Here is a 16,561-nt window from a genome sequence, read left to right on the forward strand (position 1 = left end):
GGGAACCCGGCGGGTTGCTTTACTGTTTTTTGGCCTTCCGTAAACCAAACCGCGCGGACACATAACCATCACCCACCGCCGAAAGGCACCGAACTCAAGGGGACATCATGCTCTATGGCAATGCCCTCCGAAAGGCCATCAGTTCCTCTCGAACCACCCCTCTCATCGGCATCTACGACATGTACTCGGCGTCCATCGCCGCACAGCACTACAACGGCTTCTTCGTATCCGGATTCGGCTTCGCCGCATCGCATTACGGGCTGCCCGACATCGGCTTCATCGCCTGGCCCGACATGCTCGCCTTCGTGGAGCGGCTGCGCCTCGCCTTCCCCGAGCACCATCTGCTCGTGGACATCGACGACGGCTATGTGGATCCCGAGGTCGCCTGCCATGTGGTGCAGCGGCTGGAGCGCACCGGGGCCTCCGGGGTGATCCTGGAGGACCAGCGGCGCCCGCGCCGCTGCGGCCATGCGGACGGCAAGCTGACCCTGCCGCTCGAGGAGTACCTCGACAAGCTCCAACTGGTGCTGAGCAGCAGGAAGGACATGGTGGTGGTGGCGCGCACGGACGCCACCGAGGAGCCCGAGATCCTGCGCCGGGCGGCCGCGCTCGCGGAGACCGACGCGGATGTCGTCCTCGTCGACGGGGTGCGCAGCGTGGAGTGGATCCGCAAGGTCCGCAAGGTCATCGGCGACAAGCCCCTGCTGTTCAACCAGATCGCGGGCGGGAAGTCGCCGCGGCTCTCGCTGTCCGAGCTGTCCGAACTGGGGGTGGATGTCGCCATTTACAGCACCCCGTGTCTGTTCGCCGCCCATGGGGCGATCGACGGGGCGCTGAGCGATCTCAAAACGGCGGACGGGCGGCTGCCGGACACCCGCGAGGCCGCGGCCGTCGGGGTCAAGGGCGCCACGGAACTGCTGGAGAAGAACATCAGCAGGCACCACGGCCACCGTCAGCCCGCCAGGGTCTGAGCCGGGGCCGCGCGGTATGCCCTCGACGTTCCTCGGGCCCGGCCCCGGCCGGCGCCGTAAGCCCAGAAAAGACACCGGCTCGTCCCGTCCGTCCACGGCCGGGCTCATCCTCGCGGCCACCGCGGGCGTCCTGTGCGCGGGCGCCGCGGTCTCCGCCAAGGCGACACCCGTGCCCGCGGGCAGCACCCCGCGGGACGACTGCGAGCCGGACGACACCCCCACGGTGGTCACCGGGCCGCACAACGGCCTCGTGGTCATCGACAACTCCGGCGCGGACTCCTGGCTGGAGGTCGACCGCACCCTCAATACCCTGCTGCTGAGCCGTGGCACGGCGGGCAGCGACCACGACGGGGGCGGCGGCGCCATCGACGTCGTGACCGGCGGCCTCACCGGTACGGATCCGGTGCTGCCGCAGATCGGACACCCGCCGTGGCAGGCCGGGAGCGGTGATTGATGTGATGCGGACGTCCTGGCCGCTGTCGTGGCCGGGCCGGCTCGGGAGGGCGGTCGACCCCTATGTCGCCGCCCTCCTCGGGACGGTCGCGCTGGCGGCGCTGCTGCCCGCGAGCGGGGCGGCGGCCACCGCCGTCGGCGATGCCGCGGACATCGCGATCGGGCTGCTCTTCTTCCTCTACGGTTCGCGGCTGTCCACCCGCGAGGCGCTGAACGGCCTGCGGCAGTGGAGACTGCACCTGGTGGTGGGCGCGAGCACCTTCGCGCTCTTCCCGCTGCTGGGGCTGGCCGCCGGCGGCCTCGCCCCGTTCCTCCTCACCGACCGGCTCTACACCGGACTGCTCTTCCTGTGTGTGGTGCCCTCGACCGTCCAGTCCTCGGTCGCCCTCACCTCCACGGCCCGGGGCAATGTCCCGGCCGCCATCTGCGCGGGTACGTACTCCAGCCTGCTCGGCATGATCGCCACCCCGCTGCTCGCGGCGTGGCTGATCGGCTCGGACGTGCGCTTCTCGGCCGAGGGGCTGCTGGCCATCGCCACCCAGCTGCTGCTCCCCTTCCTCGCCGGGCAGGCGCTGCGGCGCTGGACCGCGGCTTTCATCGGCCGCCACAAGAAGGTGCTCGCCCTCCTGGACCGGGGCTCGATCCTGCTCGTGGTCTATACGGCGTTCAGCCGGGGCATGACGGAGGGCATCTGGAACCAGATGACCCCGGCCCGGCTGTGCGCGCTGCTGGGGCTGGCCGCGGCGCTGCTGGGGCTGGCCCTCACCGCGACGTCGTTCACCGCGCGGCGGCTGGGCTTCAGCCGGGAGGACCGCGTCACCATCGTCTTCTGCGGCTCCAACAAGTCCCTGGCCACCGGGCTGCCGATGGCCGCGGTGCTGTTCGGCGACGCGGCCGGGCCGGTGATCCTGCCGCTGATGCTCTTCCATCAGCTGCAACTGATGGTGTGCGCCGTCATCGCGGGCCGCTGGTCCCGCCGGGTGCCGGAGGCCGAGCCCGCTGCGGGTGAGCAGGTCCAGGTCACCGAGGCGAGGGGGTAAGGGGAGGGCGAGGGCCGGGGGCGGGCTCAGGCGCAGCGGGCGATCACCACGATGGCCGCGTCGTCATTGACGACCCCGCCGGTATGCCGGAGCAGATCGGCGTGGAGATAGTCCACCAGCGCCTGCGGGCCGCCGCCCTTCCAGGCCGCGAGCCGCTCCGGGAGCGGATAGAAGGCGCCGCTGTCGTCACGGGCCTCGACGACCCCGTCGGTGTGCAGCACCAGTACATCGCCGTACTCGAAGCGGAACATCTCGACCCGGTAGTCCCGCTCCGCCAGCACCTCAAGACCCAGCGGCACCGCGGGATCGCCCACGTCCAGCGTCGCGACCTCGCCCCGGTGCAGCAGCAGTGGTGGAGGGTGCCCGCAGTTCACCATCCCGGCCACCGGGCCGTCGTCGTAGACGTCCAGCACCACGGCGGTCACAAAGGACTCCAGGACATTCCGCTCACCACCGGCGCTGTGGTGCCAGTGCCAGCACATGGCGTTGTCCATGTGGGCGACGATGCCCGGCAGCGAGAGGTTGCGGTACGCGGACCCCCGGAAGGCCCCGATCAGTACGGAGGCGTCGCCGATCGCGGCCATCCCTTTTCCCCGTACGTCCCCGATGACCAGCCGGGCCGCCCCCTCGGTGCGGACGGCCGCGTACAGATCACCGCCGATCTGCGCCTCCTCGTCGGCCGCGAGATAGAGGGAGGCGATCCTCAGCTCCCCGATCCGTTCGGGCAGCGGCCGCAACAGCACCTCCTGCGCCGCCACGGCCACCGTACGCACCTGGCTCAGCTTGCGCCGGTGCCGGTCGGTGACATAGCGGAAGCTCGTCACCAGCCCCGAGATCACGATCAGGGCGACGATCTGCGCCTGGTGGTTGGCGGTCATCAGACCGCCGTGAAACACACCGATGAGGACCTGAGCCGCCACGGCGAGGGCTCCGATGGCGGCGGTTCCGCCCGCGCCCGCGAAGGACGCGGTGATCGCGGGGGCCGCGATCAGAAAGGGGCCGAGGTGGACGGATGCCGGCGCGTACAAGTCGGTCACCGTGACCGCCAGGATGATCACGAGCGGGACGGCGAACAGCGCCCGGCTCGACCGCGTTTCCCCACCGATGCGGGTGAGGTCCGGCGAAACGCGCATATCTCTTGCTTACACCCGATACCTACGTAACGCTGACCCGGACCGCGGGACGGTCGCGGGTGCGCTCAGGCGACGCCGTCGGCCGTGACCGCCGGACCGGCTGCCGCGACAGCCGCCGCGACGTCCGGGCCAGCCGCCGCGACGTCCGGGCCAGCCGCCGCGACGTCGACGGCCTCCGCGTCCGCCGCCCGGCCGGCGCGCCGCGCCGCCATCCACACGTACACCAGCACCCCGGCGAACAGGAACAGCACACCCTGGTACACCGCCGCGTACCCGGCGCCCGCGACCAGCCAGAACGAGAAGCCGAAGCCCGCGAGCGCGAGCACCAGGTCCCGGACGAAGCGCCCGGTCCGCACCTCCTCGCGGCGCCCGGACAGCAGGAAGTACAGCTGCGCGCCCGCCGCCAGCAGATACGGGACGGTCGCCGAGAAGGTGGTGATCAGGACGAGGATCTCGAAGAGCCCGCTCGAACCCGAGGTGTAGTTGACCACGGTGAGCAGGGACGCCAGGATCACACCGACGATGACGCCGAAGGTCGGCACCCCGCGCCGCCGGGTGGCGAACGCGGCGGGGAAGAGCCCGTCCCGCGCCGCCGCGTACGGGGCCTGCGCGCTCATCAGGGTCCAGCCGTTGAGCGCGCCGACGATGGACACCACGGCGGCCAGCGCGATCAGTGTGGGGCCCCAGCCCCCGCCGAACATCGCGTCGACCGCGTCCGAGAAGGGGGCGGTGGAGCCGACCAGGTCCTTGTGGGCGACGGTGCCGAAGACCGACACCGTGCCGAGCAGATAGACCACGGCCGCGCCGACCGTGCCCAGCACGCTCGCCCGCCCCACATTGCGCTCCGGGTCCCGGACCTCGCCCGCGCTCATCGAGGCCGACTCGACGCCCACATAGCTGTAGAGCAGGATCGCGGCCGCCGCCGACACACCGCCGAGGGCGCTGCCGCCGCTCTCGTTGAACGAGCCGAGGTTGTGCGGGTCGAAGAAGAAGAGACCGACGATGGCGACGAAGAGCAGCGGGATGAACTTCAGCACGGTGGAGACCAGCTGCACCGCGCCCACCCAGCGCGTCCCCGCGAGGTTGGCGAGCGCGGGAAGCCAGAGCGCCAGCAGCGCCACGGCCAGGTTCATGCCCTTCGTGTCATGGCCGGGGACCAGCACATGCACATAGCCGACCGCCGCCACCGCGAGCGCCGCATTGCTCACCCAGGTCATCGTCCAGTACGACCAGGCCGACAGAAAGCCGGCGAAGTCACCGAAGGCGGCGCGAGCGTGCACATACGGTCCGCCGGTGCGGGGGTCGCGCTCCGCGAGCCGCCCGAAGACCAGCGCGAGCGCGATGGCGCCCAGCGTCAGGACGACGAAGGAAAGGAGACTGAGGGTGCCGAATGGGGCGACGGAGGCGGGCAGCAGAAAGATGCCGCCGCCGATGATGTTTCCCATGACGAGTGCGGTCGCCGTGGGCAGGCCGAAGCGGCGGGAGTGGGGCTGGTCGTGCATTTGACTATGGTCACAGAACGTGTAGGGTGCACCCAAATCACCGGGTTTTGTTCGGCACAACCCGGCTGACCACGGTAAATGGTGCGGCGGGGGCGCCGTCCCACCGGGAATCCTGCACCGTGCGCGCCAGGTCGGGCGCCCTCGGCAGCCCGGTGTCGACCGGTACCTCCACCTCCGTCGGCCCCTGCGGGGCCGGGGCCTCCACCGCCGCCGGGCCCGCTCCCGTCGGCGCATACGTCTCCGCCGTGGCCGCTGTCTCCTCCTCCGGCACCTGGGGCCCGTCCGCCTCCTCCAGCCAGCGCCGCAGCACTCGGTGCACCTGCTCCGCCCCGACCAGTTCCTCCCCCGCCGCCACCGGTGGGGTCAGCTCGGCCGGCCACAGCAGAAAGGGATGCCCCTGCTCCCCGCCGAGCCCGCCGTGCGAGCCGATCTGCCCCTCGAAGGCGTGCACCGTGCCGCGCGCCGGGTCGTAGGCGGAGTTGACCATGATGTCGGGGGTGTTCCGGAAGTGCGCGGTGCGCCGTACGGCCGCCTCGGCGCCGGGCCCGAACACCGTGAGCGGACTCGCCCCGAAGACCTCGCCGGTGTCCAGCCGGTGCTCGGCGCCCTCGGCACCCAGCACCACCGCGCCATGCGCCTCGGAGCGTACGAGCAGGAAGCCCACCCCGGGGTGGTCGGCGAGCGTGCGCAGCAGCCCGGGATGGCGGGCGTCGATCTGCTCGCGGCTCATCCGCCCCGGCACATCGGGGAAGGAGACCAGGCCCAGGTTTCCGGACGCGAGCACGATCGGATCGGCCGCGGGGGCGGCGCCGCCCGCGACACCGGCCGGGTCTGCTGCGCCAGCTGTGTCGCCGACTGCGCCGCTCCGGCCGGCCCCGGCGGCATCGGCCGGGCCGCGCCCGCCGCCCTGGCCGCCGCGTCCGCCCCACGCATCCCGTCCGCCGCACCACCCGTCCCCGTCCGTCTCGGGCTTCTCCGGCCGGTGCAGCGCCGCCCGCCCCGCCTCGCGCGCCTCGGCGCCGCTCGGGGTCCGCCCGGCCCGCCGCGACACGGGCAGCCCGCAGCCGACCCGCACCAGGTCCTCCAGCGTCAGCCCGTACGCCCCCGCGAAGGTCTCGCCGGGGCTCTGCCCGTGGTCGGACAGCAGCACGATCCGGTAGTCGCGCGGGGCACGGTCGGCGACCTTGGCGATCAGCGCGATGGAGCGGTCGAGCCGGGCGAGCACCTGCCGGGCGTCCCGGCTGCGCGGCCCCGAGTGGTGGGCCACCTCGTCGTACGCCACCAGATCGGCGTAGATCGCGGTACGGCCCGAGAGGATGTCCCCCATCACCGCCGTCACCACGACGTCCCGCTCCACGACGGTGGCGAACGCGCGGATGAACGGATACAGCCCGCCCCGCTTGACCCGGGGCGTCTCGCGGCGCAGCTTGGCGCGCGTGGACTGACAGATCTCCCGGACGACCTCGGCCAGGAACGACACGGCGGTGCGGGTCGCGTTGGCGGGGTCGGCGAAGTACGCGAAGTATCCGGAGCGGGAGCGGTTGTGCGGACCGCGCCGCGCCGCGACCGAGAGGACCAGGGCCAGCTGATCGGCGCCGCCGGTGAAGAGGTTGCCCCGGCTCGCCCCGTCCACCGTGAGGAGTCCGTCGTGTCCGGCCCGGGCGGCCGCGCGGCGCTGGAGCACCGCCGCGCTGGTCGGCCGGTTGCTCACCATCACCTCCCCGCTCTTCTTCTCGTACCAGCGGAAGGCGGGCACATCCTCGTTGGAGCCGTGCAGGATGCCGAGTTGGCTGGCGCCGGTCTGGCTGGACCAGTCGGTGCGCCAGGGCGTGACCTTGTGGGTGCTCCGGATCAGGCGGGCGACGGTGGGCATCACCGGGGGCCGGTTGTCGCGCTCCCGGAGCGCCTCCCGCAGCACGGCGTGCCCCACCCCGTCGAGCTGCAGAAACACCGTCCCCGGGGGCTCTTCGCTCCCGCCGTCCTCGCCGAGCCGCCGCCTGCGCCGCCCGGCCAGCCGGGCCAGCCGCCGCCGGTAGGCGCCGTCGTCCCGCACGGTCAGGAAGGTGCTCGTCGCCGACGACGCGGCGGACATCACGGCCGCGACCACGACGGCGGTCTCCGGCTCGACGGCGCCGCGCCCGTCCGGGATGAGGCTGATCGCGATCAGCAGCATCGAGCCGTTGAGCACGAACACCAGCAGCCCCAGCACCAGCGCGGGCATCAGCAGCAACGCCCGTACGAGCAGCGGCCACACCAGCGCGCTGAGCACGCCGAAGGCTCCGGCGCCGATGGCCGCAGTGATCGCGGTCCGCGTGGCGCTGTCACCGACATCGGACTTCAGGCGAAAGTCGGGGAGGATCCCGGCGAGCGCCAGCATGGTGAGCGTGGACACCGCCCACACCGCCGTCACCCGCAGCAGGGTTCCCCCCACCGTCTTCCATCGGGGCTTCTGCACGCCGCGGCCTCACTTCACGTCACCGGCCCGCACCATGCGCGCGAACCGGCTTCAAGCGTGGCACAGCGCCCCCGCGACCCGGCGGACGGCGGGTTACCAGGACGGATCGATTCCACTTACGGCAGCCCATGAGTTGGCCAGGAGCGCGCCTCCGCACCCCCCGCTCTACGGGGACCAGGAGTCGGCCGGATCGTCCAGCCACACCCGCTGACCGGCGGGGCCCGGGCCGACCGTGAGGCCGAAGCGGGTGTGATCCGGCCTGTCATGGCCGACCCACCACCCGTACGCGGCCTCGACCTCGTCCCACAACCGCCGCTCCCCCGCCTGCCAGACGCGCGCCTCCGCCTCCCCCTCACGGAACACGACGCATGCCCAGGAGCGGTCGGTCAGCCCGTAGAGCCACACAGGGCGCGCGCCATCGTGCGGGGCCGCCACCACCTGGACGCAATGCGGCACCCGGAGCCCCAGCGTGAAGGGGAGGGCGGCGTACGGCGGGGTGATGAACTCCCCCTCGGGGATGCCGGTGCCGGACGTATCGGCGCCGCCGCTGCCCTCGCCCTCGTCCGGGATGTAGGCATGGTGCGGCGGCAGCGACAGCCGCTGGCCGCGCAGCTTCATGAACTCGACGGGCCCGGTGAAACGCCCCGACGCTGTCCCGTCCCCACGCACCACCAGCCGGGCGACGGCGTCCGCATGGGTGTAGTGCGTGCCCCAGGGGGCGACGACCACGCCCCCGGGCCGCGTCTGCTCGATCCATGCCCCCGGGATCTCCCGGACGCCGACGGTGGCCAGGACCCGGTCATACGGCGCACTCCCCGCACAGCCCTTCCCGCCGTCGCCGAGCACGACCTCCGGCCGCAACCCCGCCGCGGCCAGCCGCTGACGTGCGTGACGCGACACGGCGGCGTCCACCTCGACCGTGGTGACCTTACGTCCGCCACAGCGATGCGCCAGCGCCCCGGCGGTCTCGCCCGTGCCGGTGCCCACATCGAGCACGGCCATGCCCTCGTCCACGGCCAGGTCCCGCAGCAAGCCGTAGACGACAGAGGGCATGGACGACGAACTGGTGGACACCCGCCCCGGCTCGGGGCCGGTGTCCTCACCGTCGTCCCACTGCGTCACGATGGGCGCGTCGCTGTCAGCGGCGGCGTACCAGGCGTCCGGCTCCTCGGCCTTGTCGATGGCGACGGCCCTCTGTGTCCGCGTGTCGAACGGCCACATCAGCTCCGGCAGAAACGCGGCCCGGTCAACGGCGGCGAAGGTCGGCGCCCAGTCCGCCGTCATCACCCCGGCGTCAAGAAGCGCCCACCCCAGCGCGGCCCACCCGGCCCGGGCGACGCCCTCGAACGTCATGCGACCCTTGGACCCCGGATGATCCGCGACATCGACGCTCTCCCCTTCGTCCAGCCGAGCGGCCGACTCCGCTCAGGCCCCGCCCCTCATCACCATAGGGCTCAACGCTAGGAGCCGGCTGGAGCCGAGTCCGCGAGCTGCCGGATGCCTCGAGCGGGAAATGCGCATGCGCGGCCGGTCGGGCTTGCGGTACAACCTGGCCATGGAGGAGGAACGTCTGGCTGGTGGCCGGACCGTAGGTGCGGTGCGTATCGGGGATGCGGTCCACCGGCCCGCCCAGCCCTGGACGCCTGCCGTGCACGCGGTGCTGCGTCATCTGGAGGCCGTGGGATTCGACGGGGCACCCCGGGTCCTGGGGACTGACGGGCAAGGGCGTGAGGTCTTGACCCATCTCGTGGGCGAGACCACTGGTGAGGCGCTTCCCTGGCCTGCGTGGGTGTTTTCGGACACCGCGTTGGTGCGTGTCGGCAAGTGGGCCCGTCGGCTGCACGATGCGACGGAGTCATTCGTGCCGCCGCCGGGCGTGCGCTGGCTCGCCGGGCAGACGTGGCGGCCGGGGCTGATCGTCGGGCACCATGACGCCGCCCCGTGGAACGCGGTGTGGCGCGATGGCGATCTGGTCGGCTTCTTCGACTGGGACACCGCTGGGCCTTCGTCGCGCGAGTTCGATCTGGCATTCATGGTGTTGACCTGGGTGCCGTTGCACGCACGTCAATTGGTCGAGCGGACTGGATTCACCGCGTTCGAGGACCGGTCCCGGCGTCTGCACCTGCTGCTTGACGCCTACGGCTACGACGGCGACCGGTCCGCATTCGCGGACGTGGTGCCCGCACGGGCCCGGACCAACGCCGACGTCATCGACCGCCTGGCCGGTGGCGGCGACCCGGTGTACGCCGCGCTGCTGCCGGTCGCCGCCGATCTACGCCAAGCCGCCCTTGAGGTCGAGGCATTGCCCGCCTCCTTTTGGACGCGAGGATCGCCATGAGCACGGGCGCCGGTACGGCGGCCAGGAGTGCCTGGAGTGCCAGGAGTGCCTGGAGCATTGCGAGCCAGGTGAGAGCGGCGAGATAGCCGGTGGCGGGCGGGTACTCGCCACGATGGGCGGCGCGCTCGCCCCGGCGAGCGCGCCGGAGCCCAGCTTGCCGGTGGTGGAGGCGAACACCAGCCGCCGGCTCGCCCCATGACGCATCAATTCCGCGTAGGCGCGCATCGCCGTACCCTCGCGCGTCGCGGCCGGCACGATCCAGGGGCCGTGAGAGACTCGGGCGATGATTGTCGAACGTGCGTACGCACACATCGACGCGGACTCGCGCGAGGAGGAGGGGTGGCCCTGGTCCGTGCCCTGTGTGCGGGATGTGCTGGCGGACGGGCTGCGGTTCACCGCGCCGGTGACGTTTCTCGTCGGGGAGAACGGGTCGGGCAAGTCGACGCTGGTGGAGGCGCTCGCGGAGGGGTTCGGGCTGGATTCGTACGGCGGCTCGCACGACTGGCAGTACGCCAGCCACCGCCCCAAGTCGGCGCTCGGTGAGCGGATCCGCTTCGACGCGGCGCCGCGCGGGCGGCGGATGCTGGGGAGTTGGTCGGCCCGCAAGGGGTTCTTCCTGCGGGCCGAGACCGCGCTGGACGCGCTGCACCGGGAGGGCTTCGCCCCGCATGCGGTCAGCCACGGTGAGGGGTTTCTCGCGGCGTTCCGGGGCAAGTTCCTCCAGCCCGGGCTGTATGTCATGGACGAGCCGGAGGCCGCGCTCTCCTTCGCCTCGTGTCTCGAACTCCTGGGCCATATGAATGAGTTGGTGAAGAACGGCGGGCAGGTCATCTGCGCCACGCATTCGCCGCTGCTGACGGCGCTGCCCGGCGCGGAGATCGTGGAAGTCGGCGAGCACGGGATGCGGCGGGTGGGGTGGAGTGAGTTGGCCCTGGTCGACCACTGGCGCCGTTATCTCGCCGATCCGCAGAGCTATCTGCGGCATGTCTTGGGTTGAGCCCGCGCTGGGGCTGAGTTGGCTGGGGTCGCCGGGTGTCTGCTGCGCCGTTTCGCGCCTTCGGCGCGTTTGAGCATGGGGGCGGCAGGTGGGGGGTGCGGGGCGCGTCGCCGGCCGCCGGGGCGGTGGGAGGCGGGCCCGGTGGCGGCTTCTGTTCGTCGGGGCGCGGGCCGACTCCGGACAGGCGGGGGGTGGGGTGCCCTTGTGAGATTGCTTGACATATTAGTTGCGCCAGATCAAGCAATTTGTGGAGGGGTACCCGGGGGGGGGAGCCCGGACTCAGGTTTGACAGCCGCCACTGTTGGCGGTGTGCGACAGAACACGTTGCGCGCCGGATGGAGGAGTCCCGCGTCGAAACGGATCCCGGGGGCCCGCGTCACATCAGCCTGACGACCCTACCCGCGAAATCTCTTACCAATTGACCAAACTCAGGAGCAGTCGGTGGACGTCAGCTGCTTCGGTGCCCACGGGCACGTTCCGCTGCGCGTGGCCCTGCTGCTGGCCGCGGTGGCGGGCAGCGCGCGGATCATGCGGTTGCGCACGATCGCCCGCAAGCACCGCCGGGCCGACCACAGGGCGGTGAAAGCCGAGGCCAAGGACTCGTCGAAGGCCCGGCGGTAGCCCGGACTACCGGGAGCCCGCCACAGGCCGCGACTTGTAGAAGGACTCCTCCAGGTAGGCGGCCTCGTGCGGCTGGTAGGGCTCCTCCAAGTAGGCGGCCTCGTCTTCGTCGAGTTCGACGTCCACCGCGGCGACCGCGTCGGCCAGCTGGGCCGGCTTGGTGACCCCGACGATGGGCGAGGTCACCGCCGGGTTGCGCATGACCCAGGCCAGGGCGACCTGGGCCGGAGACAGACCCCGCTTGCCCGCGATCTCGTGGACGCGCTCGGCCACCGCCTGGTCCCCGTCGCGGTAGAGGATCTTGCCGCCCTCGTCGGTCTCGGCACGCGCCGTGGCGGTGTCCCGGGCCCGCGTCAGCCTGCCCCGCGCCAGCGGGCTCCACGGGATCACGCCGATGCCCTGGTCGGCGCAGAGCGGGAGCATCTCCCGCTCTGCTTCTCGGTGAATGAGGTTGTAGTGGTCCTGCATCGACACGAACCGGGTCCAGCCGTTCAGGTCAGCCAGGTACAGGGCCTTGGCGAACTGCCAGGCGTACATGGAAGAGGCTCCGATGTAGCGGACCTTCCCGGACTTGACCGCGTCGTGCAGCGCCTCGAGGGTTTCCTCGATCGGGGTGTCGTAGTCCCAGCGGTGGATCTGGTACAGGTCGATGTAGTCGGTCCCCAGTCGCTTCAGGGAGGCGTCGAGCTCGGCGAAGATCGCCTTGCGGGACAGCCCGGCGCCGTTCGGGCCGGGGCGCATCCGCATCCAGACCTTGGTGGAGAGAACGACCTCCTCGCGCCGGGTGAAGTCCTTGACCGCCTGGCCGACGATCTCCTCGCTGCTTCCGGCGCTGTACCCATTGGCCGTATCGAGGAAGTTGACGCCGCCCTCGAGGGCCTGCTTGATGATGTCCCGGCTGGCCTCCGCGCCCAGCGACCAGGGCTCGCCGCCCCGGTCCGGCTCGCCGAAGCTCATACAGCCGAGGGTGATGGCGGAGACTTCCAGTCCGGTCGTTCCGAGTTTGATGTATCGCATGCCTCCGAACCTAGGAATTGGAGTGCGCTCCAACGCAATACGTCTCGGTCCGGAATTCGGAGGCGTGGGCCCGCGGCATCCCTTACGCGTCCTTGGTGAACAGTCGCTCCGCGTTCCGTGTCGTGAGGTCCCGCCAGCTCTGCGTGGCGGACGGCCGCGGCGCGGAGTCGACGGACTCGACCTGGGCCATGACCAGCGGGGGCGGGGTCCAGCAGTAGTCGCTGCCGTAGAGAACGTGGTCCACGCCGAAGGCCGCGGCCAGGGCCGGGATCTGGCGCGGAAACGGCGTCCCCGCCATGTCGTACCAGAGGCGGCCGAACGCCTCGACGACACCCGGCGCGTCGGCGGGCAGCAGGTCCACCACGCCGCTCATCAGCGCCATCCGGTCGGCGAGCAGCGGCAGCGGTCCGCCGCCGTGCGGCAGGATCCAGCGGATGCGCGGATACCGGGTCAGTACGCCGTTGAAGTACAGGTCGCTCGCGGCGCGGACGGTGTCGAAGGGGAACTCCAGCATCGGCCGTGGCCGCCCCAGGGCGAGTTCATCGGCGTGCGGCGGGGACGTGGGGTGGACGAAGACGACGGCCCCGCGCCGCTCGAGCCGCGCCCACAGCGGCTCGAACGCCGGGTCGCCGAGATAGCGGCCCCCGTGGTGGGTCTTGACGGCCACACCGTCCGCGCCCAGTACGTCAAAGGCGCGGTCGGCCTCGGCGAGGGAGCCCTCGACATCGGGCAGTGGCAGGGTGGCGAAGTGACCGAACCGCGTGGGGTGGTCGGCTCCGACCTCCGCGGCGAAGTCATTGACGGCGCGGGCGAGGGTGCGGGCCGCGCCGTCGTCCCCGAAGTGCACGCCCGGCGAGGAGACCGACAGATAGGACTTCTCGATGCCCGAGCGCTCCATCAGGTCGAGATGCTGCTCGACGCTCCACGTCGGCCAGCCGGGCATGCCGTCCGGCCGCTCGATGCCGGCGGCACGAGCCGCGGCGACATAGCCGTCGGTGACGAAGTGGGCGTGCACATCGATGAGTTGCGTGGCTTCGGCTGCCATAAGGGACTCCTGACTCAGCGGCTCTGTACGTACTCGGTCCGATGATTGGCATGGTCGACTCCCATGAGTGAAACACCGGATCCGCGGCGCGGCGGCCGACCCGCGGCACGACGGCCGGTCGGCCGCGGCAGGCCCTAGAGGCGGATTCGGGCCCAGACGGTTTTGCCTACGACGCGCTCGCGGACGCCCCAGGCGTCGGCGAGCGTGTCCACGATCGCCAGACCGCGTCCGGACTCGTCGTCCGGGGTCGGGTCCGCCAGGGCGGGGCAGCCCTCGCGCGGGTCGGACACCTCTACCCCGACCAATTTTTCTGCGTCATATGCGATACGCACCTCGAAGTACCGCCCCGGTACGCGTCCATGGCAGACCGCGTTCGTCGCCAGTTCGGAGAGGACGAGCAGGACGAGGGCGGCCGAGCCCCGGTCCAGGCCCCAGGCGCGGAGAGCGGCATCGGCAGCGCGGCGGGCGTGCGGGACGGATGGGGGGACGGGTGCGGTACCCGGCCCACTTTCAGGGGCTCGCCCAGTTGGAACAGGAAGCGCTCAGTCTGTCGTCGTACTGCATGCATCTGATTCACGGCCTGCTACAGACTGAGGAGTACACCACGGCGCTGTTCGACTACGCATTCCCGCCGCTCGACAGAGAGGAGGTCACGAAGCTCGTCGCGGCGCGCATGGACCGCAAGGCACTCTTTGAGCGCAAACCGGCAGCCGTGGTCAATGTCATCCTCGAAGAGGCCGCGCTACGGCGCCACATCGGCGGACCGGAGGTCATGCGTGGCCAGTACGCGCACCTCACCGAGTGCGCCGCCCGTCCGAACGTTGTCGTCCAGGTCATGCCCATGAGCCAAGCTGGGCACGCCGGGCTTCCCGGCCCGATGACGTTGATCGAGACACCGGAGGAAACGCCCGTGGCCTACCTTGAGGGCCATGGCCAAAGCATCCTGTTGTCCAAGCCGGAAGAGGTCGGTGTTCTGGCCCGGCGCTATGCCATGATCAGGTCTCAGGCTCTCGGGCCAGAGGAATCCGTAAGGTTCATCGAGCAGTTGATGGGTGAGCTATGAGCAGACTCGTGTGGTTCAAGAGCAGCTACAGCGACAACACCGGCGGCGACTGCATCGAGGTCGCCTACGACTGGCACAAGTCGAGCTACAGCGATTCCAGCGGCGGCCAGTGCGTCGAGGTCGCCACCACCCCCACCACCGTCCACATACGCGACTCCAAGAACCCCGGCGGTCCCCGCCTCCGCATACCCGCTACCGCCTGGGCCGACTTCCTGACCTTCGCGAGGGCTTGAGAAGAGCCGAGAAGAGTCGGCAGAGGGACCGGCCGGGGCCGGTCCCTCCCGTGTCGGTCACGGACACGGTCCGCTAGCCGCGGGTGTTCCGGCAGTCGGATCCCGAACCGCCGGTCGAGCCGGGCTGGGCCGCACTGGCGCTGACTCCAGCGCCCACGCTGTCCACGGGGGATCCCACCGACAATCTGGAGTCGCACTGATTGTCCTGGTCCGGCCCCACCGTGGTGAGGCCGCGGATGAATGCGTCGGGAAGGCCGGGCCACTGCTGGGCTTGTGCCGCGTTGACGCCTCCGAAGACCAGGGCGCAGGAAACGGAAGTACCCAGCACCAGTACGCGAATGAGCTTCTTCACCAGAGCCACCTTCTCGAAAAGCTCGACAATACGGTCGGCCAATGTTGCCCCGCAGCCTGCCCAACGGCCGCGATCAGCGGCAGGAGCGACACGACCGCTTAGTGCGAATGGTCGCGCCGGAAAATTCAGGCCCGGCCGTGGGCGCGTTGTGCGCGGCGGGACAGGGAATCGACCACGACGGCGAGCAGCAGCACCCCGCCGGTGATCATGAACTGCACGGCGGTCTGGATGTCCATGAGCGCGACGCCCGAGGCGATCGACTGGATGACCAGCACGCCCAGCAGGGCGGACCAGGTGCTGCCGCGGCCGCCGAAGAGGCTGGTGCCGCCGATGACGGCCGCGGCGATGGCGTTCATCAGCAGGTCGGTGGAGACCGAGGTCTGGCTGACCGAGTTGATCCGGGAGGCCAGGAACAGCCCGCCGATGGCGGCCATCGTGCTCGACATCATGAACGCCGAGGTGCGCACCCAGACCACATTGACCCCGGCGCGGCGGGCCGCCTCGACCCCGCCGCCCAGCGCGAAGATCATCCGCCCGTAGGTCGTGCGGCGCAGGATGTAGTCGAGGATGACGAGGATGACCAGGAAGACCAGGAGGGCGAGCGGCAGGCCCTGGAACTGGTTGAGCACATACGCGGCGGCGAAGGCGATCACCGCGAGCAGCCCGGTGCGCAGGGCGATCTCGACCGGGGAGCGGGAGGGCACTCCGGCGGCGCGACGGCGGGTGCCGTCCCGCCAGGCGGTCAGGAAGTACGCGGCCGTGCCGAGCGCCGCCAGGGCGTAGGCGGCGGCGACATCGGAGAAGTAGAAGTTGGTCAGCTTGGCGACCAGGCCCTGATCGTCGAGGTTGATGGTGCCGTAGGCGCCCATGATGGCCAGCATCAGGCCGTACCACCCCAGCAGTCCGGCGAGGGTGACCACGAACGCGGGGACGCCAACCACGGCGGTGAAGAAGCCGTGGACGAAGCCGACCGCCGTACCGCAGAGCGCGGCCAGGACGATGGCGGGTGGCTCGGGCATGCCGTAGTTGACGTTCAACACGGCGAACAGCGCGGAGGCCAGGCCGCTCACCGAACCCACCGACAGATCGATCTCGCCGATCAGCAGAACGAAGATCACGCCGACCGCGATCATGCCGGTGCCGACGATGTCCACGCTGAGGTTGGAGAGGTTGCGCGGGGAGAGGAAGTGCGGATTGAGGGTCTGGAAGATCAGCCAGATCGCGAGCAGTCCGAGCACGACCGGGACGGAGCCGAGCGCACCACCGCCCAGTTTGCGCCCGAACGCGTCGGCGAAGCGTTCGGCACCGTGCGCGTTGGGTCCGCCGATCCCGCCGGGCACG

16 protein-coding genes and 1 pseudogene are annotated in these 16,561 nt (G+C 70.9%); 8 read left to right on the plus strand and 9 right to left on the minus strand.

Going from position 1 to position 16,561, the window contains the following annotated elements:
* Nucleotides 1-107: 107 nt before the first annotated feature.
* Genes J8403_RS10875 through J8403_RS10885 form a run of 3 tightly spaced genes read left to right on the plus strand, consistent with a single transcriptional unit; the run spans nt 108 to nt 2,464 of the window.
* Complete coding sequence (locus J8403_RS10875; protein ID WP_211123009.1) at nt 108-971, plus strand: isocitrate lyase/PEP mutase family protein; 864 nt, start codon at nt 108-110, stop codon at nt 969-971.
* Between the two features lie 16 nt (nt 972-987).
* Nucleotides 988-1,425 carry a hypothetical protein gene (locus J8403_RS10880; RefSeq protein WP_211123010.1) on the plus strand — a complete coding sequence of 146 codons (438 nt, stop codon included), beginning with the start codon at nt 988-990 and terminating at the stop codon, nt 1,423-1,425.
* A gap of 4 nt (nt 1,426-1,429) precedes the next feature.
* Entirely contained in the window at nt 1,430-2,464 is a 1,035-nt protein-coding gene (locus tag J8403_RS10885; RefSeq protein WP_211123011.1) for a bile acid:sodium symporter family protein, read from the plus strand.
* A 26-nt stretch (nt 2,465-2,490) separates the two neighbouring features.
* Here the strand turns inward: J8403_RS10885 and J8403_RS10890 are convergent, their stop codons facing one another.
* The 4 genes from J8403_RS10890 to J8403_RS10905 all read right to left on the minus strand — a co-directional run bounded on the left by J8403_RS10890 (nt 2,491) and on the right by J8403_RS10905 (nt 8,907).
* Nucleotides 2,491-3,597: a PP2C family protein-serine/threonine phosphatase gene (locus J8403_RS10890; protein ID WP_211123012.1), complete on the minus strand. Its 1,107-nt coding sequence runs from the start codon at nt 3,595-3,597 to the stop codon at nt 2,491-2,493.
* 65 nt (nt 3,598-3,662) lie between these two features.
* Nucleotides 3,663-5,099, minus strand: coding sequence for an amino acid permease (locus J8403_RS10895; protein ID WP_211123013.1), 1,437 nt, complete (start codon nt 5,097-5,099; stop codon nt 3,663-3,665).
* A 37-nt stretch (nt 5,100-5,136) separates the two neighbouring features.
* A complete protein-coding gene (locus J8403_RS10900) occupies nt 5,137-7,554 on the minus strand; it encodes a phage holin family protein (protein WP_211123014.1) in 2,418 nt (805 codons plus the stop codon).
* A 165-nt stretch (nt 7,555-7,719) separates the two neighbouring features.
* Entirely contained in the window at nt 7,720-8,907 is a 1,188-nt protein-coding gene (locus J8403_RS10905; RefSeq protein WP_211123015.1) for a methyltransferase domain-containing protein, read from the minus strand.
* Between the two features lie 202 nt (nt 8,908-9,109).
* Here J8403_RS10905 and J8403_RS10910 point away from each other — a divergent pair, with 202 nt between their 5' ends.
* The 3 genes from J8403_RS10910 to J8403_RS10920 all read left to right on the plus strand — a co-directional run bounded on the left by J8403_RS10910 (nt 9,110) and on the right by J8403_RS10920 (nt 11,510).
* Nucleotides 9,110-9,892 (plus strand): phosphotransferase, encoded by a 783-nt coding sequence (locus tag J8403_RS10910; RefSeq protein WP_211123016.1) that lies wholly within the window; start codon nt 9,110-9,112, stop codon nt 9,890-9,892.
* 283 nt (nt 9,893-10,175) lie between these two features.
* Nucleotides 10,176-10,889, plus strand: coding sequence for an AAA family ATPase (locus J8403_RS10915; protein ID WP_211123017.1), 714 nt, complete (start codon nt 10,176-10,178; stop codon nt 10,887-10,889).
* A gap of 441 nt (nt 10,890-11,330) precedes the next feature.
* Entirely contained in the window at nt 11,331-11,510 is a 180-nt protein-coding gene (locus J8403_RS10920) for a LapA family protein (protein ID WP_211128720.1), read from the plus strand.
* A gap of 6 nt (nt 11,511-11,516) precedes the next feature.
* Here J8403_RS10920 and J8403_RS10925 read toward each other — a convergent pair whose 3' ends face one another.
* The 3 genes and pseudogenes from J8403_RS10925 to J8403_RS10935 all read right to left on the minus strand — a co-directional run.
* On the minus strand, nt 11,517-12,527 hold the full coding sequence (locus tag J8403_RS10925) for an aldo/keto reductase (protein WP_211123018.1): 1,011 nt from the start codon (nt 12,525-12,527) through the stop codon (nt 11,517-11,519).
* 82 nt (nt 12,528-12,609) lie between these two features.
* Nucleotides 12,610-13,572, minus strand: coding sequence for an amidohydrolase family protein (locus tag J8403_RS10930; RefSeq protein WP_211123019.1), 963 nt, complete (start codon nt 13,570-13,572; stop codon nt 12,610-12,612).
* Nucleotides 13,573-13,706: 134 nt separating this feature from the next.
* Nucleotides 13,707-14,039: pseudogene (locus J8403_RS10935) on the minus strand (ATP-binding protein); the annotation flags it as partial.
* A gap of 11 nt (nt 14,040-14,050) precedes the next feature.
* On the opposite strand from J8403_RS10935, the gene J8403_RS10940 reads away from it, so the two are divergent.
* Entirely contained in the window at nt 14,051-14,635 is a 585-nt protein-coding gene (locus J8403_RS10940) for a DUF5753 domain-containing protein (protein ID WP_281427914.1), read from the plus strand.
* Nucleotides 14,632-14,868, plus strand: coding sequence for a DUF397 domain-containing protein (locus J8403_RS10945; protein ID WP_211123020.1), 237 nt, complete (start codon nt 14,632-14,634; stop codon nt 14,866-14,868). The genes J8403_RS10940 and J8403_RS10945 overlap by 4 nt, the downstream gene beginning before the upstream one ends.
* A gap of 73 nt (nt 14,869-14,941) precedes the next feature.
* On the opposite strand, the gene J8403_RS10950 is transcribed toward J8403_RS10945, so the two are convergent.
* A complete protein-coding gene (locus tag J8403_RS10950; RefSeq protein ID WP_211123021.1) occupies nt 14,942-15,262 on the minus strand; it encodes a hypothetical protein in 321 nt (106 codons plus the stop codon).
* An 83-nt stretch (nt 15,263-15,345) separates the two neighbouring features.
* Complete coding sequence (locus tag J8403_RS10955) at nt 15,346-16,560, minus strand: sugar ABC transporter permease (RefSeq protein WP_211128185.1); 1,215 nt, start codon at nt 16,558-16,560, stop codon at nt 15,346-15,348.
* Nucleotide 16,561: the final 1 nt, after the last annotated feature.

Source organism: Streptomyces yatensis, assembly GCF_018069625.1.
In the GTDB taxonomy this organism is placed as follows: Bacteria; Actinomycetota; Actinomycetes; order Streptomycetales; family Streptomycetaceae; genus Streptomyces; species Streptomyces yatensis.